We start from the raw sequence: 24948 nt of genomic DNA, 5'->3' as shown, positions 1-24948 counted from the left end.
AACCGCAACCCAAGGACGTAAACATGGTGGGCAACCGCAACGGCACCAACGGGCAGGCTCCGCGCCAGACCGCGCAGGGTCTGCCCGCCCGGCTGAGGATCGGCCTCAGCATCGCACTGGTGATGCTCGTGCTGTTAGGCGGACGCCTCTTTCTCGTTCAGGGGTTGGACCCGGAGGGCATCGCACAGGCGGCGGTGAACAACCGCATCCGCGTCGAGAACGTGGCACCGCAGCGCGGGGACATCATCGATTCCGAAAACAGGGTGCTGGCGACCAGTGTCGAGCGGTTCGACCTGGTGGTCAACCAGAAGCTCGTCAAGGACGAGTTCACCCGGAAGAACAAGGAGACCGGCGACCGCGAAAAAGTCTCCATAGATGACGCCATCGCGGAACTGAGCGCCGTCGTTGGACTCGATGTCGAGACGCTCAACTCCTCCGTCGTCGGCAAAGAGGGCGCCGAGAAGCGCGGTTATGTGCACGTGGCCAAGAACGTGACACCGGACGTGCGCAACGCCGCCATCGACGTGGGGATCCCCGCCTTGACCAGCGAGCGGAACATCGAGCGGAACTATCCGAACGGATCGGTCGCGGGAACGGTACTCGGATTCCTCAGCGCGGCGGACAAGGCGACGTCCGGCGTCGAATCGGGCGCGGAGGGCCTCGAGCTGAGCCAGGAGGGTTTGCTGCGCGGCACTCCGGGAAAGAAAACCTACGAGGTCGGCGCGGATGGCATCCGCATCCCGATGGCCACCATGCAGGAAGAGCCCGCCGTCGACGGCCAGGATGTCCGGCTGACCCTCAACAGCGACATCCAGTGGGCCGCGCAGGAAGCCGTGATGGCGAAGCAAAAGCAGTTCAACGCCGAGTGGGTCAACGCGGTCGTCGTCGAGATGAAGACGGGCAAGATCCGCGCCCTGGCGGATTCGACGTCCGTGGACCCGTCCGACCCCGGCGCCACCGATCCGCAGTACCGCACGTCGACCACCGTCACGCAGGCCTTCGAGCCGGGGTCCACGGGCAAGCTCGCCACCTTCGCGGCCGCCGTCGACGAGGGCGTCGTCAAACCCACGGACGAGTTCAAGGTTCCCAACTCCTACAAGGTCCAAAACGAGACGATCAACGACTCGCTCAAGCACGCCACATACGAGATGACAACCGCCGGGATCTTCGCCCGCTCCTACAACACCGGCACGGTGATGGTCGGCGAGAAGCTGAGCAACGAGCAGCGCCACGCGTCGATGAAGAAGCTCGGCATCGGCGAGTCGATCAACGTTGGGCTGCCCTTCAACGAGGGCATCTTCGCGCCGCCGGAGACGTGGGAACGCCGGCAGCAGTTCACGACCATGTTCGGGCAGTCCTATACCCAGACGGCGCTGCACACGGCGAAGATCTTCCAGTCGATCGGAAACGGCGGGCTTCAGGTCGAGCCCTCGCTCATCGAGGCGTACATCGACCCGGATGGGACCGAACACCCGGTCGAGGCGGCGGCGCCGAAGCGCGTCGTGTCCGAGAAGACATCCGCTCAAATGCGCCGCATGATGGAGACGGTCGTCGAAGAGGGCACCGCCGGAGGCGCCGCGATCGAGGGATACCGGGTGGGCGGCAAGACCGGTACCGCGCAGGCGGCCGGAAAGAGCGGCGGCTATGACGGCTACACCAGCTCCTTCGCCGGCATGGTGCCCATCGACGATCCCGAGTACCTCGTGGTCGTCACGATGCACCGCCCGCAGGGCAACTGGAGGAGTTGGACGGTGGCTGATACGTTCAAGCGCATCATGAACCAGACGCTAAACACCTACAATATCCCGCCGTCGTCCACCGAGCCGAACCCGTACAAGGTCTTCGTCGGGGACGAGCAGAAGTACGGCTGGGACTAATGGCGCACTCCACCCCGCGGGAGGCCGAACTGTCCTTCCGACCGTCGTCGCGCCCCGCCGTCGCGCTCCGGTCCCTGGCGGACGCCGCGTCGGGCACGGGCCTGTCCACCGCAGTGGAGGGCGACGGGTCCGTCTCGGTCCACGGCGTGTGCATGGACTCACGAGCCGTCCAACCGGGCGACCTCTACGCGGCGGCGCCCGGCGCCAACCGCCACGGCGCGGACTTCGCCTCCGCGGCGGCCGAGGCGGGAGCCGCGGCCATCCTGACCGATTCCGAGGGCGCGACTGCCGCCCGCTTGGCCGGCCTGCCCGTGTTGCTCGTGGACTCGGTCCGGGAGGCCGTGGGCGTCCTGGCCGGAATCGTCTACGGCACGGCCGGCAATGCGCCGCGGCTGCTGGGCGTCACCGGGACCAACGGGAAAACGACCACCACCTACTTCGTCCGCTCCTTGCTTAACGCCCTCGGGCACGCGACGGGTCTGATCGGCACCATCGAAATCGTCGCCGGCGACACCCCCGTCCCGAGCGTGCTCACGACGCCCGAAGCGCCACAGCTCCATGCGCTGATGGCCCGCATGCGGGAATCCGGGATCAGCGCGACGGCCATGGAGGTTTCCTCGCACTCCGTAGACTACCGCCGGATCGGCGGCCTGCACTTCGCCGTCGCCGGTTTCACCAACCTCACGCAGGACCACCTCGACCTGCACGGCAGCATGGAGGCCTACTTCGCCTCCAAGGCGGAGCTGTTCACGCCCGAGCGCACCCGGCGCGCCGTCGTCACGGTCGACGACGAGTGGGGACGCCGCTTGGCCAAAGCCCGCGGAGCAGGGGTCTGGACGCTCGCCACGGATCCCGGAAGCCAAACGGACGGGGACGACGGCGCGGACGACGCCGGAGCCGGGCACTGGCGCGTGGGCTCCGTTGCGCCGGACGGCTTGGGCCACTCCTTCGAGCTCCACGGTCCAGACGGGGCCCGGTTGCGCGCGCGCACCGGCCTGCCCGGTCTGTTCAACGTCTCCAACGCGGCCCTGGCCGTCCTGATGGTGTTGGCCTCGGGAGCCGACGCGTCGGCGCTGCAACGCGCCCTGGACGAGGCCGACCCGCTGACCGTTTCCGTGCCGGGGCGAATGCAGGTGGTCTGCGAAAGCCCCGCCGGGATCGTGGACTTCGCACACAACGCCGACGCGCTTCAGCGCGCGATCGACGCCGTCCGGGGCCCGGCGAAGGGCTCCCGCGTCATCCTGGTGTTCGGCGCCACCGGTCAGCGGGACGCAACGAAACGGCCCGTCATGGGCGCCGTCGCCGCGCGTCATGCGGATGTGGTCATCGTTACCGACGACGATCCGCACGACGAGGAGCCGGCGGGCATTCGGCGGGCCGTACTCCGCGGCGCCCGCGACGCCATCGACTCCGAGGGACTGTCCAGCGTGGTCCACGAGGAATTTCCGCGGGCCCGCGCCATCGCCGCGGCGGCGGCCATGGCGTCGCCGGAGGACACCATCCTCGTCGCCGGCCGGGGCCACGAGGTGTGGCAGGAGGTCATGGGGGAGAACCTCCCCCTCGACGACCGCGTGGAGCTGCGCAACGCGCTCGCGGAGCGTGGTTTCAAAGTCATTCCCGCGTCGGCGGATTCATCCGGCACGGCGGCCAGGGAGTAAAGTCCACTAAGCCATGATTGAACTTAACGCAGCCGAAATTGCCGCCATCACCGGTGGGCGCGCCACCACGACGGTCTCCCCCGAGACCGTCGTCGCGGGTGTCGACACCGACTCCCGCGAGTGCCGCCCGGGGTGGTTGTTCGTCGCCAAGCCCGGAGAGGCGTCCGACGGGCACCACTTCGTCGGCCAGGCCTTCGCTGCCGGCGCCGTCCTGGTGCTCGCGGAGCGCGAGACGCACGACGACGACGGCGGGGTCCACCCGGCCGTCATCGTCGACGACGCCGTGCTGGCCATGGGCCGCCTCGCCGCGCACATCGTGGCTCGGTTGCGCGACGGAGGCCTGCGGGTGGTCGGGATCACGGGGTCCGCCGGCAAGACGACGACCAAGGACCTACTGGCGGCCATCCTCGCGAAGGTGGGGGAGACGGTCGCACCCGTCGGTTCCTACAACGGCGAGGTCGGCGTCCCGCTGACCGTCTTCCGGGCGACGTCCTCGACGCGCTTCCTGGTGGTCGAGATGGGTGCCACGGGAATCGGCCACATCGAGTACCTCGCGGACATGGTGCGTCCCGAAGTCGGCGTGGTGCTCTGCGTGGGCACGGCGCACGCCGGCGAGTTCGGTGGCGTGGAGAACATCGCCCGCGCCAAGGGCGAACTCGTCGAGGCGCTGCCGGCCACGGGCACCGCCGTGCTGAATTTCGACGACCCCCAGGTCCGCGCGATGGCCGGCCGGACGGCGGCGACGGTCCTGGGCTTCGGGCCGGAATCGGAGGCCGACGGCGTCTTTGCCGCGGCTCGGGACCTGTCCGTCGACGCGGACGGGCACCCCCGGTTCACGCTGGTGATGCCCGACGGCTCGGCGCATCCGGTCCGCAGCGGACTCATCGGGCGGCACCACGTCTCCAACGTCCTGGCCGCCGCCTCGGCGGCCCACGCCCTGGGCATCGACCCGGGCACCATCGCGGGCACGCTGACGGGTCTGGGGCCCGCCAGCCGTTGGCGCATGGAGCGGACGGAACGCCCCGATGGAGTCACCGTCATCAATGACGCCTACAACGCCAACCCCGAATCCATGCGGGCAGCCCTGCGCACGCTTGCCGAACTGGGCCAGGTCGACGCCGCCGGTGGCGCGGCGCGCAGGACATGGGCCGTGCTCGGCGAAATGCTCGAGCTGGGCGACCAGTCGATCTTCGAACACGACCTCCTCGGACGCGTGGTGGTCCGCCTGAACATCAAGAAGCTGGTCGTCGTGGGCGCCGGCGCCAAGCCCCTGCACACGGCGGCGGTCCTCGAGGGCAGCTGGGGCGACGAAGCAACGTTTGTCGAAACCATCGACGACGCAGAACGGCTGCTTAACGAGCGGCTCGAACCGGGAGACATCGTGTTGTTCAAGTCCTCCAATGGGGCCGGGCTGAGGCATCTCGGCGATCGGATCGCCCTGGCGTCGTCCGAAGCAACTGTTGCCGGAGAGGGGCCGAACCGGTGATCGCACTGCTCACGGGCGCGTCCATCGCGCTGTTCCTGACCTTGGTCGGTACGCCGTTGTTCATCAAGCTCCTGGTTCGCCGCAGCTACGGCCAGTTCGTCCGCGACGACGGGCCGACGACGCACCACACCAAGCGCGGCACACCCACGATGGGCGGGGCGATCATCGTCTTCGCCGTCATCGTCGCCTACTTCGGAACGCACGCAATGCTGCGGATGTTCAGCGAGCACGCCGAGGGCCCGACGGCCAGTGGCCTCGTCCTCCTGTTCCTCATGGTCGGCATGGGGCTCGTCGGCTTCCTGGACGATTTCATCAAAATCTCGAAGCAGCGCAGCCTGGGCCTGCGCGCGTGGCAGAAGATCACCCTTCAGGCCATCGTCGGCGTGGCCTTCGCCCTTCTGGCACTGCAGTTCCCGAACGCAAAGGGGCTGGCTCCGGCATCGACGAAGATCTCGTTCATCCGGGACACGGGGTTCGACCTCGCCTTCGCCGGTCCGCTGCTCGGGGCACTGCTCTTCATCCTGTGGTCGAATCTGATCGTCACGGCCGCAACCAACGGCGTCAACGTCACCGACGGCCTGGACGGCCTGGCAACCGGCGCGTCCATCATGGTCTTCGGGGCATACACACTCATCGGCATCTGGCAGTTCAACCAAGCCTGCGGATCATCGCGCTCGATCGGTTCGGTCTGCTACGAGGTCAGGGATCCCATGGACCTGGCGTTGTTGGGCGCGATCCTGTCCGGGGCGCTGGTCGGCTTCCTCTGGTGGAACACCTCGCCAGCGGCGATCTTTATGGGCGACACCGGATCTCTGGCCATCGGCGGCGCCATCGCGGCCTTCGCCATCCTCTCCCGCACCGAACTGCTGCTCGTGGTGCTGGCCGGCCTCTTCGTCATCATCACCCTGTCTGTCATCATCCAGGTCGGCTTCTTCAAGCTCAGCGGCGGCAAGCGGGTCTTCCTCATGGCTCCCCTGCAGCACCACTTCGAGCTCAAAGGCTGGGCCGAGGTCACGGTGGTCGTGCGCTTCTGGATTGTGGCCGGGTTGTTCGTCGCCGCGGCTCTGGGCATCTTCTACGCCGAATGGGTCGTCGGGCTGTGACGCACGCACACTTGGACGAACTGACCACCTGGGACGCCGACTGGGCGGGCCTGCGCGTGGTGGTCGCCGGGCTCGGACTGTCCGGGTTCTCCGCCGCCGACACCCTGATCGAGCTGGGCGCCCGGGTTGTCGTCGTCGACGGCGCCGACACCGACGAGAACCGCTCGCGCGCGGACACGCTCCGGATCGTGGGCGCGGCCGACGTCCTGCTGGGCGCCGCAGGCGCCTCCGCCCTGCCGCCGGTCGACGGACTGCCGCCCGAACTCGTGGTGGCCTCACCCGGATGGAACCCGCGGCATCCCGTGCTCGTGGCGGCCGAGGCGAGCGGCATCCCCATTTGGGGCGACGTGGAACTCGCCTGGCGCGTGCGCGAGCGCCGGGGGCGCAAGACGGCGGAATGGCTGGTCATCACCGGAACCAACGGCAAGACAACGACGGTCGGGATGGCCGAATCGATGCTGCGGGCCGCCGGCCTGCGGGCGATCGCGGCCGGCAACGTGGGTACGCCGATCCTGGACGCGATCCGCGATCCGGAGGGGTACGACGCCATCGCCGTCGAGCTCTCCAGCTTCCAACTGCACACCACACACACGATGTCCCCGCTTGCCTCGGTGGTGCTCAACGTGGCGGAGGACCACGTCGACTGGCACGGATCGTACGCCGAGTACCTGGGCGCCAAGGCCAGGATCTATTCGCGCACCCGGGTCGCGGCGATCTACAACGCGGACCAGGCCGAGACGGAACGCATGGTGGAGGACGCGGACGTCGTCGAGGGCTGCCGTGCCATCGGGTTTACCACCGACGTGCCCGGGCTCAGCATGGTGGGCGTCGTCGAGGGCCTGCTGGTGGACCGCGCCTACGGCGAGGATCGGAAGACCTCCGCAGCGGAGTTGGCCGCCCTGACCGACCTGGGCGATATCGCGCCGAGGCACACCGTGGCGAACGCCTTGGCCGCCGCGGCGCTGGTGCGGGCGTACGGCGTCGAACCCCGCGCCATTCGCGACGGTCTGCGCGCCTTCGACCCCGGGGAACACCGGATCCAAGCCGTGGCCCGTCGCGACGACGTCCTGTGGATCAATGACTCCAAAGCCACCAACCCGCACGCCGCGGACGCGTCGCTTGCGTCGTTCTCCTCGGTCGTGTGGATCGCCGGGGGTCTGTCCAAGGGCGTCGACTACGACGAGCTCGTTGCGCGCCACGCCGGGCGGCTCGCCGCGGTGGTCCTGATTGGCGCGGACAGTGCGTCACTCCGCGGCTCGTTACGGCGACACGCGCCGGACGTGCCGCTGATCGAGCCCGGGGTGCGGGAAACTGGAGGCGGGACACCGCCGGCAGACGGAGAGACCGGTTGGACCATCATGGCGGAAGCCGTCGCCGCGGCGGCCGGCCTCGCCAAGGCGGGCGACACGGTGCTGATGGCGCCGGCGGCCGCCTCGATGGACCAGTTCTCTTCATATGCCCACCGCGGAAACGCCTTCATCCAGGCCGTCCGCGGGCTGATGGAGGACACCACTACGTAAAGGAGTACCCGTGCCAGCCCCCACCTCGCCGCCGCGCGGCAGCGATGGCCGCAAACCCCGGGTACGCTCCTCAGGTCCCCGCGGCGGTCCAGGGAATGCCACGACAGCCTCCCGGGCCACGGCAACGACTCCGACCATGGGCCGCGCCGAGGTTGCGGCCTCCGACGCCGACGCCCGTCCCATGGCGAGGCTGTGGCGGATGGTCGAGGGGGACGCGGGTTCCGGGGCCAACACCGGCTACTACATGATCCTGGGCAGCGCCCTGGCCTTGACACTGATCGGCCTGCTGATGGTGCTGTCCTCCTCCGCGGTCGAAGCCATCACGCGGGAGACCTCCTCCTACCTGCTGTTCATGAAGCAAGGTGTTTGGGCCCTTGCCGGTTGCGCCCTGATGGTCACCATGTCGCGGCTGTCCGTGGCGACAATGAAGAAGCTCGCCGGGCCGGCCATCCTGCTGGCCCTGTTCCTGTTGCTGCTCGTGTTCACGCCGCTGGGCGTCGAGGTCTACGGCAACCGCAACTGGATCGGGATCGGCGGTTTCACGGCTCAGCCCTCGGAGGCGGCGAAGCTGGCGCTGGCGGTGTGGGCGGCGAAGATGCTCGCCAAAAAGGCGCCGTTGATACACCGCACCGGACACGCACTCATTCCGGTCGTCTTCCCGGGCGGCTTGGCGGTGCTGGCACTGGTCCTCGCGGGGCGGGACCTGGGCACCGGGCTCGTCCTGATCCTGATCATCGTCGCCACGCTGTTCTTCGGAGGGGCGCGGCTGAGGATCTTCGGCATCGCCGCTGCGGTCGCGGCCGTGGGCGCCGTGCTCCTGGTGCTGCTCTCCGGAAACCGCATGGGGCGCATCAACGCCTGGCTGGGCATCGACTGCGGCGCCAACGACGCCTGCTACCAGTCCCGCCAGGGCCTCTACGCGCTGGCCTCGGGCGGATGGTGGGGCGTGGGGCTCGGCCAGTCGAGGCAGAAATGGAACTACATCCCCGAGGCGGAGAACGACTTCATCTTCGCCATCATCGGCGAGGAGCTGGGCCTGATCGGGACCACGGTCATCATCGCCCTGTTCGGCATCATGGCGGTTGCCATGTACCGCGTGGCCGTCCGGCACTCGGATCCGTTCGTCCGGATCGCCACCGGTGGCATCATGGCGTGGTTGATCGGGCAGGCGTTCGTGAACATCGGCATGGTCACGGGCCTGCTTCCGGTCATCGGCGTCCCGCTGCCCTTCATCTCCTACGGAGGTTCCGCGCTCACCTTCGCCCTGATGGCCGTGGGCGTGGTGCTCTGCTTCGCACGCCAACATACGGACCCACCCGCCGCCGCATGACCAGCCCACCGACGACTCCCGAAAGCCGTGAAGACATGAACCCTGGACCCTCGATCGTGTTGGCCGGTGGCGGCACCGCCGGCCACATCTCGCCACTGTTGGCCATCGCCGACGCCCTCCGCACACAGGCGCCCGAGGCGGGCATCGTCGCCGTGGGAACGGCTTCCGGCATGGAAACCCGCCTGGTCCCGGCTGCCGGGTACACCCTGGAGACCATCGAGCGCGTGCCGATGCCGCGGCGACCATCCGCCGACCTGGTGAAGTTGCCGTTCCGCATGGTCCAGGCGGTCCGGCACGCCGGCGCCATCCTGGACCGCGCGCGGGCCGACGTCGTCGTGGGCGTCGGAGGATACGTCTGCACCCCCGTCTACCTCGCCGCGCGCAAGCGGCGGATTCCGGTGGTGATCCACGAGGCCAACGCGCGCGCCGGACTCGCGAACAAGCTGGGCGCACGGTTCGCGGCCCGCATCGCCACCGCGTTCCCGAACACGGAACTCGCCGGTGCCGAACTGGTCGGCATGCCGATGCGGTCGGCCATCGCCGCTTTGGACCGGGCCGCCGACCGGCGGTCGGCGCGCGAGTCGCTGAGTCTCGAACCCGGCGTTCCGACGCTGGTCGTGACCGGCGGGTCGTCCGGTGCCGTGTCCATCAACCACACCATTCGCACGTCGCTGCCGCTGCTGGCCGATTTGGCCGCCGCCGGCAATCCCGTCCAAGTCCTGCATGTCACCGGGCGGGGGAAGCAGATGCTCGACGACGACGGCGTCGTGTTCGCCGCTCCGGGCTATGTCCAGGTCGAATACGTGGACGGCATGGAATCGGCCTATGCCGCCGCCGACCTGATCGTCGCCAGGGCGGGCGCGGGAACGGTGTGTGAGATCGCCGCGGTGGGGCTGCCTTCCATCCTGGTTCCCCTGCCGATCGGCAACGGTGAACAGCGGCTGAATGCCGGACCCCTCGGCGACGCGGGTGCCGCCGTGGTCGTCGACAACGACTCGTTCACTCCGAGGTTCTTCGCGGGAACCGTCCTGCCGCTGCTCTCCAGCCCGGACAGGTTGGACATCATGGGCCGCGCGGCACACGCGCTGGGCAACCGGGACGCCGCGCGCCGCATGGCCCAGATTGTTCTCGAGACGGCGGGCCGCGCGCCGGCCCCCGGCGTGGGAAGGTAGAGGCATGCAGCAGAACCCGAGACTTTCCGAGCTGGGCCGCGTACACCTGATGGGGATCGGCGGCGTTGGTGTCTCCGCGGTCGCCCGGTTGATGCTGGCCCGCGGGGTCGCCGTCTCCGGCAGCGACGCCAAGGATCTGCCCGTGCTCCACGAGCTTCGCGCTCTCGGGGCACGGATCCACGTGGGCTACGCACCCGAAAACCTCGGCGATGCCGACACCTTGGTGGTCTCGTCTGTCATCAAGGCCGGCAATCCGGAGTTCGACGCCGCCCAACGCAACGGCCTACGGATCCTGCACCGTTCGGAAGGGCTCGCCGCCACGATGGAGGGCCACCACGTGGTGGCCGTCTGCGGCACCCACGGAAAGACCACCACGACGTCGTTGATCGCGGTGATGCTCCGGCACGCGGGCTTGTCGCCGTCCTTCGCCATAGGTGCGAACGTCGCGGGCCTCGGTGTCAACGCAGAGCAGGGGGCGGGACGGATTTTCGTGGCCGAGGCCGACGAATCCGACGCGTCGTTCATGAACTACCGCCCCGACGTCGTGGTCGTCACGAATGTCGAGGCGGACCACCTGGACCACTACGGCACCGCCGAGGCCGTTCACGAAAGCTTCCGCCGGTTCGTGTCCCTGCTGCCGGAGGACGGGCTCCTGATCTGCTGCGCGGACGACGCCGGGTCCAACGCGCTGGCTGTCCGGACGCGGCGCGAGCGACCCGACGTGCGGGTGCAGACGTACGGATTCAGCGAGACGGCCGACCGGCGCCTCCTGGATCCCACACCGTTGGCCGGCCAGCGCTACGGCTGCTCGCTCGAGTGGGGGAGCGGCGAGGAGGGACGGCTGGATCTCGCGGTCCCCGGCGACCACAACCTGCTGAACGCGGCAGCCGCCTTCGCGGTGGGTCTCGACTGCGGCCTGGAACCGGAGTCGGCGACATCGGGGCTCGCCGCCTTTGCCGGGGCCGCGCGACGGTTCGAATACCGCGGAGAGGCCTCGGGCGTCCGGGTCTACGACGACTACGCCCACCACCCCACGGAGGTGCTGGCCGCGCTCAAGGCCGCCCGGGCCGTCGCCGGCGAGGGACGCGTCCACGTCCTGTTTCAGCCGCACTTGTTTTCGCGGACGCGCGAGTTCTGGCGCGAGTTCGCCGACGCGCTGTCGCTGGCGGACACGGCGTTGGTCCTGGGGATCTATCCCGCGCGCGAGCTGCCCATCGAGGGCGTGACCAGCGAACTGGTCGCCGACGCGCTCAACACCGACGGGGGAACCGCGACGCGCTTCGACGCGCCCGGTAGGATCGCGGCCGCGGCGCGGCCCGGCGACCTCGTGATGACCATCGGCGCGGGGGACGTGACGGAAGCCGGCGTGGACATCCTGGCGGCTTTGGCGGCGGGTCGGTGAGCCACCTCGACACCGTGCCGGAGACCAACGTCGTTTCGCTGCCGGAGCCGCCCGCAAAGCGCCGTCGGCGCATGGTTCTCGTGGGCGTCGGTTCCGTGGTCGGTCTCATCGTCGCTCTGATCCTGGTGCTCCTGTACTCCCCGCTGCTGGCCGTGAAGAACATCGAGGTTCAAGGGATCGAGCTGACTCGGGAAGCGGCGGTGCGCGAGGCGCTGGAGCCCCTGGTGGGGACGCCGTTGCCGGGCATCGGCCCGGCGTCGGTCCAGCGGTTGCTGGAGGGCCAGCCGGCGGTCAAGGACGTGGTGGTCCAAGCGGAGGCGCCGTCGACCCTGCGGGTTGAAGTGATCGAACACGCGCCGGTGGCCATCGTCGAATCCAAGGGCAAGTTCCGGCTGGTGTCGGAGGACGGACGCACCCTCGCGCCCTTGGCCAAGCGCGACGGGGCCGACCTCCCGGTCATCGACGCCGGCGTGTCGGCGGCGGATCCGAAGGTCTTCGCGACGGTGACGAAGGTTCTGGCTTCCCTGCCGGAATCCGTCCTGAACCGCATGGACAAGGCCGGGGCCAAGACGATCGATTCCGTGGAGCTGCGACTGGTCAACGGCCAGACCGTGCTCTGGGGCAACGCCGAAAGAAACGCGGACAAGGCGCGGGTCGTCGAGGCGCTGCTGAAAATCAAGAACGAACCCGACGCCGCCGCGGTGAAGGTCTACGACGTCACGAGCCCGGACCATCCCGTGACGCGCTAGGGGAGCGGCGCCGGGAACCACGGCACGCAACTTTCCTGAAGGCAAAGGGGCGACACGCGGCCTAGGTCGTTGCATGGGGGATGGGCACCCCATAGCGTTTCAGTAGCAGGTACTTGACATAACTATAACCCTCAAGCTGAAGGTTAATGTTAGTCCGGTTGAAGCTTCCTAGATCAGCAGCACATCGAACAAGGGAACCAGGACGTGGCAGCTCCACAGAACTACCTCGCCGTCATCAAGGTCGTCGGCATCGGCGGTGGCGGCGTGAACGCCGTCAACCGCATGATCGAGGTCGGCCTCCGCGGCGTCGAATTCATCGCGATCAACACAGATGCGCAGGCGCTGCTCATGAGCGACGCCGACGTCAAGCTCGACGTGGGTCGGGAACTCACCCGCGGCCTGGGCGCGGGGGCGAACCCGGAGGTGGGCCGCCAGGCCGCCGAAGACCACGCCGAGGAAATCGAAGAGGTCATGCGCGGGGCCGACATGGTCTTCGTGACGGCGGGCGAAGGCGGCGGCACCGGCACCGGCGGCGCGCCCGTCGTGGCTCGGATCGCCCGATCGCTGGGTGCGCTGACGATTGGTGTCGTCACGCGCCCGTTCACCTTCGAGGGCCGCCGGCGCGCGAGCTCGGCGGAGGCCGGCATCGAGGCACTGCGCGACGAGGTCGACACGCTGATCGTCATCCCGAACGACCGGCTCCTGTCGATCAGCGACCGCAACGTCTCCGTACTCGACGCCTTCCGTTCCGCCGACCAGGTGCTGCTGTCCGGCGTCCAGGGCATCACGGACCTCATCACCACCCCGGGTCTGATCAACCTGGACTTCGCCGACGTCAAGTCCGTCATGCAGGGAGCAGGCTCGGCGCTGATGGGCATCGGTTCCGCCCGCGGCGAGGACCGGGCCGTCAAGGCCGCGGAACTCGCGATCGCCTCGCCCCTGCTTGAGGCGTCCATCGACGGCGCCCACGGTGTCCTGCTCTCGATCCAGGGCGGATCCGACCTGGGTCTGTTCGAGATCAACGAGGCCGCTCGGCTGGTGCAGGAGGTGGCGCACCCGGAGGCAAACATCATCTTCGGCGCCGTCATCGACGACGCGCTCGGCGACGAGGCCCGCGTGACCGTGATCGCCGCCGGATTCGACCAGGTCGACGTCACCTCGGCACCCGCCCAGCCGCAGCAGATCCCGCAGGTGCTGCCGCAGTCCCAGCCGGCCTCGGTGCCGGGTACGATTCCTCTGGCACCGGCGCAGTCGACTGCGGTTCCCGCCCACGCCTCCGCGCAGTCGGCCCCGGAGGCCGCACGCCCGGCGCAGCCGCGCTACGAGGAACTTCCGGCCATCGTGGAACAGGACCTCTCCGGTTCCTCCCACGACGACCTCGACGTGCCCGACTTCCTGAAGTAGGGAGAAAGCAGCGAGCGGTCGCGAACGCGAGGTTGCCCAAGATGATTCGTTTTGAACCGGTGGGACTGTCCGGGACCCGCGTTGGTTTCACCTCGATGACCGAGGGCAACCTCGCGTTGCATGTCGGGGACAACCCCGAAGCGGTCGCGGACCGCCGCAGGGAACTCGAGTCCCGGCTGGGCGTTCGGGACGGGTCGCTGCGCTTCATGAACCAGATCCACTCGGCCGACGTGCACGTGGTCGGGGACGAGTCGGGAAGCGCGAAGGCCCCAACGGCGGATGCCCTTGTATCCGTCGACGGAACCGTACCGCTGGCAGTCATGGTGGCGGACTGCGTGCCGGTGGTCTTCGCCGGGGTCGCCGGCGGTTTCGTGGCGACCGCCGTGGCGCACGCGGGGCGGGCAGGTCTGTTGGACGGCGTCCTCGAGGCTACGGTGCGCGCGCTGCGGAACGCGGGCGCCGTCGACATTCAGGCATGGATCGGCCCCGCGGTCTGCGGCTCCTGCTACGAGGTGCCCACGGAGATGGCGGAGACAGCGGAGAAACGACTCCCGGGGATCCGCACCACGACGCGTCGCGGCACCAGCGGGCTGGATCTTCCCGGAACCGCGCGCAGGCTGCTCGAGGCTGAGGGGATCGACGTCGTCCGCGTCGACATCTGCACCATTGAGGACACCCACTACTACTCGCATCGCCGGGATCCGCGTTCCGGAAGGTTCGCCGGCCTGGTGTGGGGCACTACCGCCGGCGGGGCGGGAGAGGAACGGACACCGTGAACACCACCGAAAATGGGGGCGGCACGGTTGCCCGGCGAGACGAACTCGAGCGTCGGCTCGCGGACGTGCAGCGGAGGATCTCCAAGGCCTGTCGTGATGCCGGGAGGACCGAGGAACCCGGGTTGGTCGTGGTGACCAAGTTCTTCCCTGCCTCCGACGTCCGGTTGCTCGCCGAGCTCGGGGTGCTCGAAGTCGGCGAGAACCGCGACCAGGAGGCCGCCGCCAAGGCCGCCGAACTCGACGGCGTCGACGTGGCTTGGAACTTCATAGGACAACTCCAGACGAACAAGGCAAAATCCGTGGCCCGCTACGCGGCCGCCGTGCAATCCGTCGACCGCATCTCGCTGGTATCCGCCTTGGACAAGGCCGTGGCACGCGAAAACGAACGCCTGGCGGAGGGCGGAAAGCCTCCGCGGGCGGCCCTGCGCTGCCTGATCCAAGTTGATCTGCGGGAACCTCCCGGCGAGGACGGCGGGCAGGCCGGCGCGGCCGGCCGCGGCGGTGCCCTGCCCGGCGACGTGCCCGCCATCGCCGACGCCATCGACGCGGCTGCCCTGTTGGAACTCGGCGGCGTCATGGCAGTCGCGCCGCTGGACGCCGACGCGGCGGAGGCATTCGACCGGCTCATGGAAGTTTCGCGCCAACTGCGCGCATCCTACCCCGGGGCCGATACGGTTTCCGCGGGCATGAGCCAGGATTTGGAGCAGGCTGTTGCCGCCGGTGCGACACACCTGCGTGTCGGTTCCGATGTGCTCGGGCCGCGACCGCCCTTGCGGTAGCGTCGTCATTGCGGAGACTCTTGCGGAACAGACCCTTGGACCGCGCACGATCATAAGGAGAAGACCATGGCTGGCGCGCTGCGCAAGACAATGATCTACCTGGGGCTCGCCGACGGTGACGAGCACTATGCCTCGGACAACTACGGCGTCGACGAGCATGAGGAGGCGCGGCGCACGGAGCCGGTTCGCGAGGATCGCACGCACCAGCCGGTGGCCGCGGTTCCGGAGACGGACACGGAGTACCGGGCACCGGTGACCCCCATCAAGCGGGCGCCATCTTCCAGGGACGAGGATTCTTCATTGCGGCAGATCACAACGGTCCACCCCCGCTCGTACAACGACGCCAAGATCATCGGCGAGAGTTTTCGCGAGGGCATTCCGGTCATCATGAACGTGACGGACATGGGCGAGGGCGACGCCAAGCGGCTCGTGGACTTCTCCGCGGGACTGGTGTTTGGGCTTCACGGAAGCATCGAGCGCGTCACCAACAAGGTGTTCCTCCTGTCGCCGTCATCGGTTGAGGTGCTTGGCGAGGACAAGAAGTCCTCCGAGGGCCAAGCGACCTTCTTCAACCAGAGCTAGCCGGACCGCGCCCCGCCGTGTCACTGCTCCTCGGTCTCCTGTATGTAGCGCTGACCATTGTCCAGGTCCTCCTGATGATCAGGATCGTGTTCGACGTCGTCCAGATGTTCGCCCGTTCCTGGCGGCCCCGCGGCCTCGCCCTTGTCGCCGCCAGCGTGGTCTACCGCGTGACCGATCCGCCGATGCGGTGGCTGAGGTCCAAGGTCAAGCCCGTCGACCTCGGCGGCATGAGGCTGGATCTCGCCTTCCTTATCCTCTATTTCGCCGTGATCATAGCCAAGATTGTGGTCCAATCCCTAGCGTAGGCCGGACGGCGAGACGGCTTCCGTAGTCAGGTTAGTTTTCCCGTACCGAAACGTTATAGTCTTGACGCAGAGGGCGCCGCAGCTGTGGCGTGTGCGCCCAAAGTGAATCAGCGTACGCGGGCCGCACCAGCGGTCGGTGGAAGAACCAAAGCAACTGAGGTGACCAGATGGCACTTACGCCAGAAGACGTAGTCAACAAACGCTTCCAGCCGACGAAGTTCCGCGAAGGCTACGACCAGGACGAAGTTGACGACTTCCTGGACGAGATCGTCGTCGAACTGCGTCGTCTGAACCAGGAGAACGACGAGCTCCGCCGTCGTGTCAGCGAACTGCAGTCCGGTGACTCGGAGTCCGACTCCGGCGCCGTACCGGCTCCCGTGGCGGCGGCCCCCGCCACCGAAGCGACCCCGGTTGCGGCCGACAAGTCCCAGGTTGTCGACAAGACCCCGAAGGACGAGCCCGCAAAGGGCGCCCCGGCTTCCGCCGCCGCCCCGTCCGCTTCCGCAGGCGCGGCCGCTCCGTCGGCGTCGGCAGGCGCAGCGGCGCCGTCCGCGCCCGCAGCCCCGGCCGGCCCCGCGGCCTCCGGCGGAACCGCCGAGTCGGCCGCCGGCGTCCTGGCGATGGCGCAGCGACTGCACGACGAATACGTCGGCGCCGGTGTGGAACAGCGGGACAAGATCATCGCCGAGGCGCAGATCGAAGCCAACGCCATGGTCAGCGACGCCGAGGAGAAAAGCCGCAAGACGCTCAGCTCCCTGGAGCAGCAGAAGTCGGTGCTCGAGCGCAAGATCGAACAGCTCCGTGGCTTCGAGCGCGACTACCGCGGCCGTCTGAAGGCGTACATCGAGGGCCAGCTGCGCGACTTGGATTCGAAGGGATCCGTCGCCACGCCGGAGTCGAAGGAAAACGCCTAGGCATAGGTAGCTGCCCCGACCGGGGAAAAGCAAGCCGTAGATCGTCGGCGGCCGGGTCTTCCGGCCGCCGACGTCACGTTAAGGGAGACCATGGAGCACGAAGCGACGGACCAGTCGGCCACCGGGCATTCGACGCGCGGCAACCGCGCCCTTCTCGGCCTCGCGGCCGCGGTCGCCGTGGCGGGCTATGCACTGGACCAGGTGACCAAATGGCTGGTCCAGGCCAACATGGAACTGGGCGAGAGCATCGAGGTCCTGCCGCCGGTGTTGAGCTGGCACTACATCCTCAACCCCGGGGCCGCCTTCTCGATCGGCACGAGCGTCACCTGGATCTTCACGATCGTGCAGGCCGCCGTGGTGCTTTACGTGCTGTTCATCCTGCGCAGGGTCGGCTCCAAGGTCTGGGCCGCGGGGCTCGGGGGATTGCTCGCCGGGGCGGCGGGGAACCTCACCGACAGGTTGTTCCGGGAACCGTCCTTCGGGATGGGACACGTCGTGGACTTCATTGCCTTGCCCAATTTCGCGATCTTCAACATCGCGGATTCCCTCGTTGTCTGCTCCATGGCAGTGATCTGCGTGCTGATTTTCCGTGGTCTACGAATCGACGGATCCCGCGAAACAACGGGGGACAAGCCCTGATGCCCGGCTTCACCGTCGCCGCCGAGCAAGACGGTTCGCGGCTGGACGCCGTCGTCGCCGCCCAGCTGGGGCTATCGAGGACACACGCAGCCCAGCTCTGCGCCGACGGGCATGTCCTCTTGAATGGGCGGGCCGCGGGAAAATCCCGCCGTGCCGCCGTCGGCGAGCAGATAGATGTCACCATTCCGGAGCGTCCGGATCCGTTGGAAGTGAGAGTCGAACCCGTGGAAGACCTGAGGATCCTCGGCGAGGACGAAGACTATGTGGTCATCGACAAGCCCGTCGGAGTCGCCGCCCATCCCTCGCCCGGCTGGGTGGGGCCCACGGTCGTCGGGGCGCTGGCCGCCGCCGGCTACCGCATCTCGACGTCGGGTGCGGCCGAACGGCAGGGCATCGTGCACCGGTTGGACGTCGGGACGTCCGGGGTGATGGTGGTGGCCACGTCCGAGCGCGCCTACACCGCCCTGAAACGAGCCTTCAAGGAGCGGACACCCGCGAAGACGTACCACGCGGTGGTCCAGGGCCTCCCCGATCCGCTGGAGGGTACGATCGACGCCCCCATCGGGCGGCACCCGGGGCACGACTGGAAATTCGCCGTCGTCGAGGATGGCCGGGACTCGGTCACGCACTACAAGGTCATGGAGGCGTTCGGCCGCGCGTCGCTGGTGGAGGTCAGGCTGGAGACCGGTAGAACGCACCAGATCCGCGTCCACTTTGCCGCACTGCGCCATCCGTGCGCCGGAGACCAGACCTATGGCGCGGATCCGCGCCTCGCCGCGGCGCTGGGTCTCACGCGGCAATGGTTGCACGCACACCGGCTCGGGTTTCCGCACCCGGTCAGCGGCGAGTGGGTCGAATACGCGAGCGATTACCCGGCCGACCTGTCCCAGTCCCTGGAACTGCTCCGCGACGGCGCCTTCTGAGGCCGCCGTCCGGGCGGGCAGGGCACGGCTCGCCCCGTGCGCGGGACCTCGACTTCGTCGGGTCTCCGGGCACCTAGAATTGATGGGTGGCTAGCTCAACTTCAGGCGGATTCGTCCATCTTCACAACCATACGGAATACTCCATGCTGGACGGCGCCGCCCGGCTGACCGACCTCTTCGCGGAGACGGACCGGCTCGGCATGACGGCCCTGGCCACGACCGACCACGGCTACCTGTTCGGCGCCTTCGACTTCTGGAAGAAGGCCACCGACGCCGGCATCAAGCCGATCATCGGCGTGGAGGCGTACGTGACCCCGGGCACCGCGCGCAATGACAAGACGCGCGTTCGCTGGGGCGAGGAGAACCAGCGCCGGGACGATGTCTCCGGCGGCGGCAGCTACACCCACATGACGCTGCTCAGCTACAACAACCAGGGCATGCGCAACCTCTTCCGCGCGTCTTCAATCGGTTCCCTGGACTCCGCGTTCGGGAAGTATCCGCGTCTGGACCGCAACCTCCTCGAGACGTACAGCCCGGGCCTGATCGCGACCACGGGGTGTCCCTCGGGCGAGGTGCAGACCCGACTCCGCCTCGGCCACTACCAGGAGGCAAAGCAGGCCGCGTCCGAATACCAGGACATCTTCGGCAAGGAGAACTACTTCTGCGAGCTGATGGACCACGGACTGGACATCGAACGGCGAGTCACGAAGGACCTCGTCCGGCTCGCCCACGAGTTGGAGATCCCGCTCGTCGCGACCAACGACCTGCACTACACCCACGAACACGACGCGAAGGCCCACGAGGCCCTGCTGGCCATCCAGTCCGGTTCCACGCTGCTCGAGCCGACCTACGACCAGGGAGGCTCGCGGTTCGCGTTCTCCGGCAGCGGCTACTACCTGAAGTCCCCCGCGGACATGCGCCGGCTTTTCGCCGACTTCCCCCAGGCCTGCGACAACACGCTGCTCATCGCCGAGCGTTGTGAGGTCTCGTTCAACACCAACGCGAACTACATGCCCAACTTCCCCTGCCCGGCGGGCGAGGACGAGACGTCCTGGCTGGTGAAGGAAGTCGACGCCGGCCTGGCCTACCGCTATCCCGCCGGCATCCCGGACGATGTCCGCAAACAGGCGGACTACGAGCTGGACGTCATCAATTCCATGGGATTCCCGGGATACTTCCTGGTCGTGGCCGACTTCATCAACTGGTCCAAGGACAACGGCATCCGGGTGGGTCCCGGCCGCGGCTCGGGCGCCGGTTCGATGGTCGCCTACGCGCTGCGCATCACCGACCTGGATCCGCTCCGGCACGGACTGATCTTCGAGCGCTTCCTAAACCCGGAACGCGTCTCCATGCCCGACTTCGACGTCGACTTCGATGACCGTCGCCGCTCCGAGGTCATCGACTACGTCACGCGGAAGTACGGCGACGAACGCGTGGCGATGATTGTCACCTACGGCACCATCAAATCGAAGCAGGCGCTCAAGGACTCCTCGCGGGTGTTGGGCTATCCGTTCAGCATGGGCGAGCAGCTCACCAAGGCGCTACCGCCGGCTGTCATGGCCAAGGACATCCCGCTGGGGGACATCGACGACCCGAAGTCCAAGCGCTACGGCGAGGCGGGGGAGTTCCGCGAGCTGGTCGCCACCAACCCGGAGGCCGCGAAGGTCTTCGAAACCGCCAAGGGCATCGAGGGCCTCAAACGCCAGTGGGGCGTGCACGCGGCCGGCGTCATCATGAGCTCCGACCCGATCATCGACGTCGTGCCCATCATGCGGCGGTTCCAGGACGGCCAGGTCATCACCCAGTTCGACTACCCGACCTGCGAGGGCCTGGGGCTGATCAAGATGGACTTCCTCGGGCTGCGGAACCTCACGATCATTTCGGACGCCATCGAGAACATCGCGGCGAACCGGAACGTCGAGCTGGACCTGGAGCGGCTGGAGGTCGACGACGCCGAGTCCTACAAGCTCCTGGCCCGTGGCGACACGCTGGGCGTGTTCCAGCTCGACGGCGGCCCCATGCGGTCTCTGCTCAAGCTCATGCGGCCCGACAACTTCGAGGACATCTCCGCCGTCATCGCGCTGTACCGCCCGGGCCCCATGGGCGCGAACTCGCACAACAACTACGCGCTGCGCAAGAACGGCCTGCAGGACGTCACTCCGATCCACGCTGAGCTCGAGGAACCGCTGCAGGAGATCCTGGGCACGACCTACGGCCTGATCGTGTACCAGGAGCAGGTCATGGCCATCGCGCAGAAGGTCGCCGGCTTCACGCTGGGCCAGGCGGACATTCTCCGTCGCGCGATGGGCAAGAAGAAGAAGTCCGAACTGGACAAGCAGTACGCCGGATTCCGCCAGGGCATGGTGGACAACGGGTTCTCGGAGGCGGCCGTGAAGTCGCTGTGGGACATCCTGCTTCCGTTCTCCGACTACGCGTTCAACAAGGCCCACTCCGCCGCCTACGGCATGGTGTCCTATTGGACCGCCTACCTCAAGGCGCACTACCCCGCGGAATACATGGCTGCCCTGTTGACGTCCGTCGCGGACGACAAGGACAAGTCCGCCATGTACCTGAACGAGTGCCGCCACATGGGCATTACGGTGCTGCCGCCGGACGTCAACGAGTCCGCGCTGAACTTCACGCCCGTCGGGGACGACATCCGCTTCGGCATGGGAGCCATCCGGAACGTGGGCACGAACGCCGTCCACGCGATGGTCGCCGCGCGCGAGGAAAAGGGCGCCTTCGAGAACTTCAGCGACTTCCTGCAGAAGGTGCCGGCCGTGGTCTGCAACAAGCGCACCATCGAGTCCCTCGTGAAGGCCGGGGCGTTCGACTCCATGGGCCACCCGCGCCGGTCGCTGGCGATGATCCACGAAGAGGCCGTCGACTCGGTGATCGTGCTCAAGCGCAACGAGGCCGCCAACCAGTTCGACCTGTTCAGCGCCTTCGACGACCCCGCCGTGGGGTCGGGGCTGGCCGTCGAGGTACCCGATCTGCCCGAGTGGGAGAAGAAGGACAAGCTCGCGTTCGAGCGGGACATGCTGGGCCTGTACGTCTCGGACCACCCCCTGAAGGGGTTGGGCGGGCTGCTCGACCAGCACGCCGAGCTGTCCATCACCCAAGTGCTGTCCGACGACGGCCCGCAGGACGGCCATACCGTCAAGATCGCCGGAATGATCACGTCCCTTCAGCGCCGCATCGCGAAGAACAGCGGCAATGCCTACGCCAAGTGCGAGGTGGAGGACCTCGGCGGCTCCATGGAGGTCATGTTCTTCGGCCAGGTGTACGGCCCCATCGCGACACTTCTGGCGGAGGACCTGATCGTGGTGGTGAAGGGTCGGGTCCAGCGGCGCGACGACGGTGCCATCAGCCTCAACGCGCAGGAACTGACGATTCCGGAGATCAGCGAGGACGGGCTGGCCGGCCCCGTGGTCATCAGCCTGCCGGGACACAAGGCCACGGAGGACGTGGTCTCCGCGCTGGGGGACGTCTTGCGCACCCATGCGGGCAACACGGAGGTGCGCGTGAAGCTGTCCAACACGAGAAGCGTCCAGTTGATGCGCCTGGGCATGGAGTTCCGCGTCAATCCGAACCCGGCGCTGTTCGGTGACCTCAAGGTGCTCCTCGGGCCCGCCTGCCTGGACGTGTAGGAGGGCGGGGCAACGTAAACTTGGGGTGTGACTTCCCCAGCATCCCAGACACCCGGACCCGACGCGCCGCGCGGCGTTGACCTGCGAGCGCTTGAGCTGCGCACCATCGACCTGCGGGGCGCGAGCCTGGATCACGCCGGTTTGAGGGCGGCACTGCCGCGGCCCGAACTCGACTTCAACACCGCGGCGTCCGCGGTCGAGGCGATTATCGAGCAGGTCCGCCGCGACGGCTTCGCCGCGCTGACCGAACTCGCGGCCCGCTTCGACGGCGTGGAGCGGGAACACACGCTGGTCCCGCGGTCCGCCCTCGTCGAGGCGCTGGAGCGTATCGACCCCGCCGTGCGCGCCGGCCTGGAGGAATCCATTCTGCGTGCCCGCGAATTCGCCACCGCCCAGGTCCCCGCCGACACCACCGTTTCCTACCCGCACGGTGCCACCGTCACGCAGCGCTGGGCACCCGTGCGGCGCGTCGGACTGTACGTGCCCGGCGGGCTCGCGGTCTATCCCAGCTCGGTCGTCATGAATGTGGTGCCCGCACAGGCCGCCGGGGTTCGTTCGCTGGCCATCGCCTCTCCTCCGCAGAAGGAATTCGGTGGACTGCCGCACCCCACGATCCTCGCCGCCGCGGAACTCCTCGGCGTTCACGAGGTGCACGCCATCGGCGGCGCCCAGGCCATCGCAGCCTTCGCCTACGGCGTGTCGGCCCCGGAGGGATCGGGTCTGGGTGCCATCGAGCCGGTCGATGTGATCACTGGCCCGGGGAACCTGTACGTGGCCACGGCGAAGCGTCTGGTGAAGGGAATCGTCGGTATCGACGCGGAAGCCGGGCCAACGGAGATCGCGATCCTGGCCGACGAGACGGCGGATCCCAGGTTCGTCGCGGCGGACATGGTCAGCCAGGCCGAACACGACCCGAACGCCGCGGCCGTCCTCGTGACGGATTCGGAAATCCTCGCCGACGCCGTCCGGGGGGAACTGCTCCGGCAGGTGGCAACCACGAAGCACGCGGACCGGGTCGCGGCCGCGCTGTCCGGACCGCAATCGGCCGTGGTGCTCGTGGACGGGCTGGACGAGGGGATCCGCGTGTGCGACGCCTACGCCGCCGAGCACCTGGAGATCCTCACGAAGGACGCCGCCGGTGTCGCCGCCCGCATCACCGCCGCGGGCGCGATCTTCGTAGGGCCGGACAGCCCGGTCAGTCTGGGGGACTACTGTGCGGGGTCCAACCACGTCCTGCCGACCAGCGGAACCGCTGCGTTCGCGTCCGGGCTCAACGTGTCCACCTTCCTGAAGGCGATCCAGGTGATCGACTACCCCCGCGAGGCACTCTTGGAGGTGGGCGGGCACGTCGTGGCTCTTTCGCGGGCCGAGGATCTTCCGGCGCACGGCGACGCGGTGCTGGTCCGAACCCAGGGACGGTCGTCGTGATCTGTCCCTTCTGCCGGAACTCGGATTCCCGCGTCGTCGATTCGAGGCTCACCGACGACGGCTCCGCCATTCGGCGGCGGCGACAGTGCGGCTCGTGCGGACGGCGCTTCACGACCGTTGAAACGGCCAGCCTCAGCGTCCTGAAGCGCTCGGGCGTGGCCGAGCCCTTCAGCCGGAGCAAGGTCATCAACGGCGTGCGCAAGGCCTGCCAGGGACGCCCCGTCACCGACGACGACCTGGCCGTTCTGGCACAGGAGGTCGAAGAGGCGGTGCGCGCTTCCGGAAGCGCCGAAATCAACGCCCACGAGGTGGGCCTGGCGATCCTCGGCCCGCTCCAGAAGCTGGACCAGGTGGCCTACCTCCGCTTCGCCAGCGTCTACCAGGGCTTCGAATCCCTGGAGGACTTCGAGACGGCCATCGGCAAGCTGCGGCGCGAGTCCGGCCTCTAGGAGGCGAAGCCGAAGTGGATGGCCGCCTGGAGCGCGCCGCCGACGATCCCGGCGTTGTTCTTCAGCGCGGCCGGAACGATCTCCGTGCGCAGGTCCAGCAACGGCAGGAAGTCCTCGCTGCGCTTGGAGATGCCGCCGCCCACGACGAACAGATTCGGTGAAAACAGGAACTCGACGTGGGAGAAATAGCGCTGCAGCCGGACGCCGTACTCGTCCCACGGCAGGTCTTCGCGTTCGCGGGCGGAGGCGGACGCGCGGGATTCCGCGTTGGCTCCGTCGATCTCCAGGTGGCCCAGCTCCGCGTTCGGAACCAGCACGCCGTCGTGGATGAGCGCCGAGCCGATCCCTGTGCCCAGCGTGATGACGAGCACCGTTCCGCCGACGTTCTTGCCGGCGCCGTAGCGGACCTCCGCCAGGCCGGCCGCGTCGGCGTCGTTCATGACCTGGACCGGGCGGGCGAGCTTCTCGGTGAGCAGCGTGTCCACGTCCGTGTCGATCCAGGACTTGTCGACGTTGGCGGCGGACAGCGCAATGCCCTTGTGGATGATTGCGGGGAACGTGACGCCGACGGGGACCTCGGCGGACGGGGCGCCGTCCTTCGTGGACAGCTCGGCCACGATGGCCGCGACGACGTCGGCCACGGCCTCGGGCGTGGAGGGCTTGGGAGTGTCGATGCGGAAGCGGTCACCGACGAGTTTGCCCTTCTTCAGGTCGACGATGCCGCCCTTGATTCCCGTGCCGCCGATATCGATCCCGATGGCGGTGGGGTGCTTGGTCTTGTTCTTGTCGGTCTTCGACATCG

At 68.1% G+C, this 24948-nt stretch carries 21 protein-coding genes; 20 read left to right on the top strand and 1 reads right to left on the bottom strand.

Annotated features, from left to right (window positions below; genetic code table 11):
- The first annotated feature begins 23 nt into the window (after positions 1–23).
- The 20 genes from AC0QSG_RS05770 to nrdR all read left to right on the top strand — a co-directional run bounded on the left by AC0QSG_RS05770 (position 24) and on the right by nrdR (position 24146).
- Positions 24–1877: a peptidoglycan D,D-transpeptidase FtsI family protein gene (locus AC0QSG_RS05770; protein ID WP_475376926.1), complete on the top strand. Its 1854-nt coding sequence runs from the start codon at positions 24–26 to the stop codon at positions 1875–1877.
- Positions 1877–3535, top strand: coding sequence for a UDP-N-acetylmuramoyl-L-alanyl-D-glutamate--2,6-diaminopimelate ligase (locus AC0QSG_RS05765; protein ID WP_475376925.1), 1659 nt, complete (start codon positions 1877–1879; stop codon positions 3533–3535). Before AC0QSG_RS05770 ends, AC0QSG_RS05765 begins: the two co-directional genes overlap by 1 nt.
- Positions 3536–3548: 13 nt before the next feature.
- Positions 3549–5021, top strand: coding sequence for a UDP-N-acetylmuramoyl-tripeptide--D-alanyl-D-alanine ligase (locus tag AC0QSG_RS05760; protein WP_475376924.1), 1473 nt, complete (start codon positions 3549–3551; stop codon positions 5019–5021).
- Positions 5018–6124: a phospho-N-acetylmuramoyl-pentapeptide-transferase gene (gene mraY, locus AC0QSG_RS05755; RefSeq protein WP_435726528.1), complete on the top strand. Its 1107-nt coding sequence runs from the start codon at positions 5018–5020 to the stop codon at positions 6122–6124. The genes AC0QSG_RS05760 and mraY overlap by 4 nt, the downstream gene beginning before the upstream one ends.
- Positions 6106–7644, top strand: coding sequence for a UDP-N-acetylmuramoyl-L-alanine--D-glutamate ligase (murD, locus tag AC0QSG_RS05750; protein WP_475376923.1), 1539 nt, complete (start codon positions 6106–6108; stop codon positions 7642–7644). The genes mraY and murD overlap by 19 nt, the downstream gene beginning before the upstream one ends.
- 136 nt (positions 7645–7780) lie before the next feature.
- Positions 7781–8974: a putative lipid II flippase FtsW gene (gene ftsW / locus AC0QSG_RS05745; RefSeq protein WP_475376922.1), complete on the top strand. Its 1194-nt coding sequence runs from the start codon at positions 7781–7783 to the stop codon at positions 8972–8974.
- A gap of 35 nt (positions 8975–9009) precedes the next feature.
- A complete protein-coding gene (gene murG, locus AC0QSG_RS05740; protein WP_475376921.1) occupies positions 9010–10146 on the top strand; it encodes an undecaprenyldiphospho-muramoylpentapeptide beta-N-acetylglucosaminyltransferase in 1137 nt (378 codons plus the stop codon).
- Between the two features lie 4 nt (positions 10147–10150).
- Positions 10151–11548: a UDP-N-acetylmuramate--L-alanine ligase gene (murC, locus tag AC0QSG_RS05735; RefSeq protein ID WP_475376920.1), complete on the top strand. Its 1398-nt coding sequence runs from the start codon at positions 10151–10153 to the stop codon at positions 11546–11548.
- Positions 11545–12297, top strand: coding sequence for a cell division protein FtsQ/DivIB (locus tag AC0QSG_RS05730; RefSeq protein WP_475376919.1), 753 nt, complete (start codon positions 11545–11547; stop codon positions 12295–12297). Before murC ends, AC0QSG_RS05730 begins: the two co-directional genes overlap by 4 nt.
- A 204-nt stretch (positions 12298–12501) precedes the next feature.
- Entirely contained in the window at positions 12502–13701 is a 1200-nt protein-coding gene (gene ftsZ / locus AC0QSG_RS05725) for a cell division protein FtsZ (RefSeq protein WP_435726534.1), read from the top strand.
- Between the two features lie 41 nt (positions 13702–13742).
- Positions 13743–14477 (top strand): purine nucleoside phosphorylase YfiH/LACC1 family protein, encoded by a 735-nt coding sequence (locus AC0QSG_RS05720; protein WP_475376918.1) that lies wholly within the window; start codon positions 13743–13745, stop codon positions 14475–14477.
- Complete coding sequence (locus AC0QSG_RS05715; protein ID WP_435726536.1) at positions 14474–15256, top strand: YggS family pyridoxal phosphate enzyme; 783 nt, start codon at positions 14474–14476, stop codon at positions 15254–15256. Before AC0QSG_RS05720 ends, AC0QSG_RS05715 begins: the two co-directional genes overlap by 4 nt.
- 66 nt (positions 15257–15322) lie before the next feature.
- Entirely contained in the window at positions 15323–15838 is a 516-nt protein-coding gene (locus tag AC0QSG_RS05710; protein ID WP_435726537.1) for a cell division protein SepF, read from the top strand.
- A 17-nt stretch (positions 15839–15855) separates the two neighbouring features.
- On the top strand, positions 15856–16143 hold the full coding sequence (locus tag AC0QSG_RS05705; RefSeq protein WP_435726538.1) for a YggT family protein: 288 nt from the start codon (positions 15856–15858) through the stop codon (positions 16141–16143).
- Between the two features lie 167 nt (positions 16144–16310).
- Entirely contained in the window at positions 16311–17057 is a 747-nt protein-coding gene (locus AC0QSG_RS05700) for a DivIVA domain-containing protein (protein ID WP_475376917.1), read from the top strand.
- 90 nt (positions 17058–17147) lie between these two features.
- Entirely contained in the window at positions 17148–17696 is a 549-nt protein-coding gene (gene lspA, locus AC0QSG_RS05695) for a signal peptidase II (RefSeq protein ID WP_435726540.1), read from the top strand.
- Positions 17696–18619: an RluA family pseudouridine synthase gene (locus AC0QSG_RS05690; RefSeq protein ID WP_475376916.1), complete on the top strand. Its 924-nt coding sequence runs from the start codon at positions 17696–17698 to the stop codon at positions 18617–18619. The genes lspA and AC0QSG_RS05690 overlap by 1 nt, the downstream gene beginning before the upstream one ends.
- Positions 18620–18762: 143 nt before the next feature.
- Positions 18763–22269, top strand: coding sequence for a DNA polymerase III subunit alpha (gene dnaE, locus AC0QSG_RS05685; protein ID WP_475377279.1), 3507 nt, complete (start codon positions 18763–18765; stop codon positions 22267–22269).
- Positions 22270–22296: 27 nt separating this feature from the next.
- A complete protein-coding gene (gene hisD, locus AC0QSG_RS05680) occupies positions 22297–23697 on the top strand; it encodes a histidinol dehydrogenase (RefSeq protein ID WP_475376915.1) in 1401 nt (466 codons plus the stop codon).
- Positions 23694–24146: a transcriptional regulator NrdR gene (gene nrdR, locus AC0QSG_RS05675; protein WP_435726544.1), complete on the top strand. Its 453-nt coding sequence runs from the start codon at positions 23694–23696 to the stop codon at positions 24144–24146. The genes hisD and nrdR overlap by 4 nt, the downstream gene beginning before the upstream one ends.
- Here the strand turns inward: nrdR and ppgK are convergent.
- The gene (gene ppgK, locus AC0QSG_RS05670) at positions 24143–24946 is read right to left on the bottom strand and encodes a polyphosphate--glucose phosphotransferase (RefSeq protein WP_435726545.1); all 804 of its coding nucleotides are present in this window, start codon (positions 24944–24946) and stop codon (positions 24143–24145) included. The genes nrdR and ppgK overlap by 4 nt on opposite strands.
- Positions 24947–24948 lie beyond the last annotated feature (2 nt).

It is taken from the genome of Arthrobacter sp. LT660, assembly GCF_056172845.1.
The sequence above is the reverse complement of the archived record's forward strand: the minus strand, read 5'-3'. Positions and strand labels throughout refer to the sequence as shown.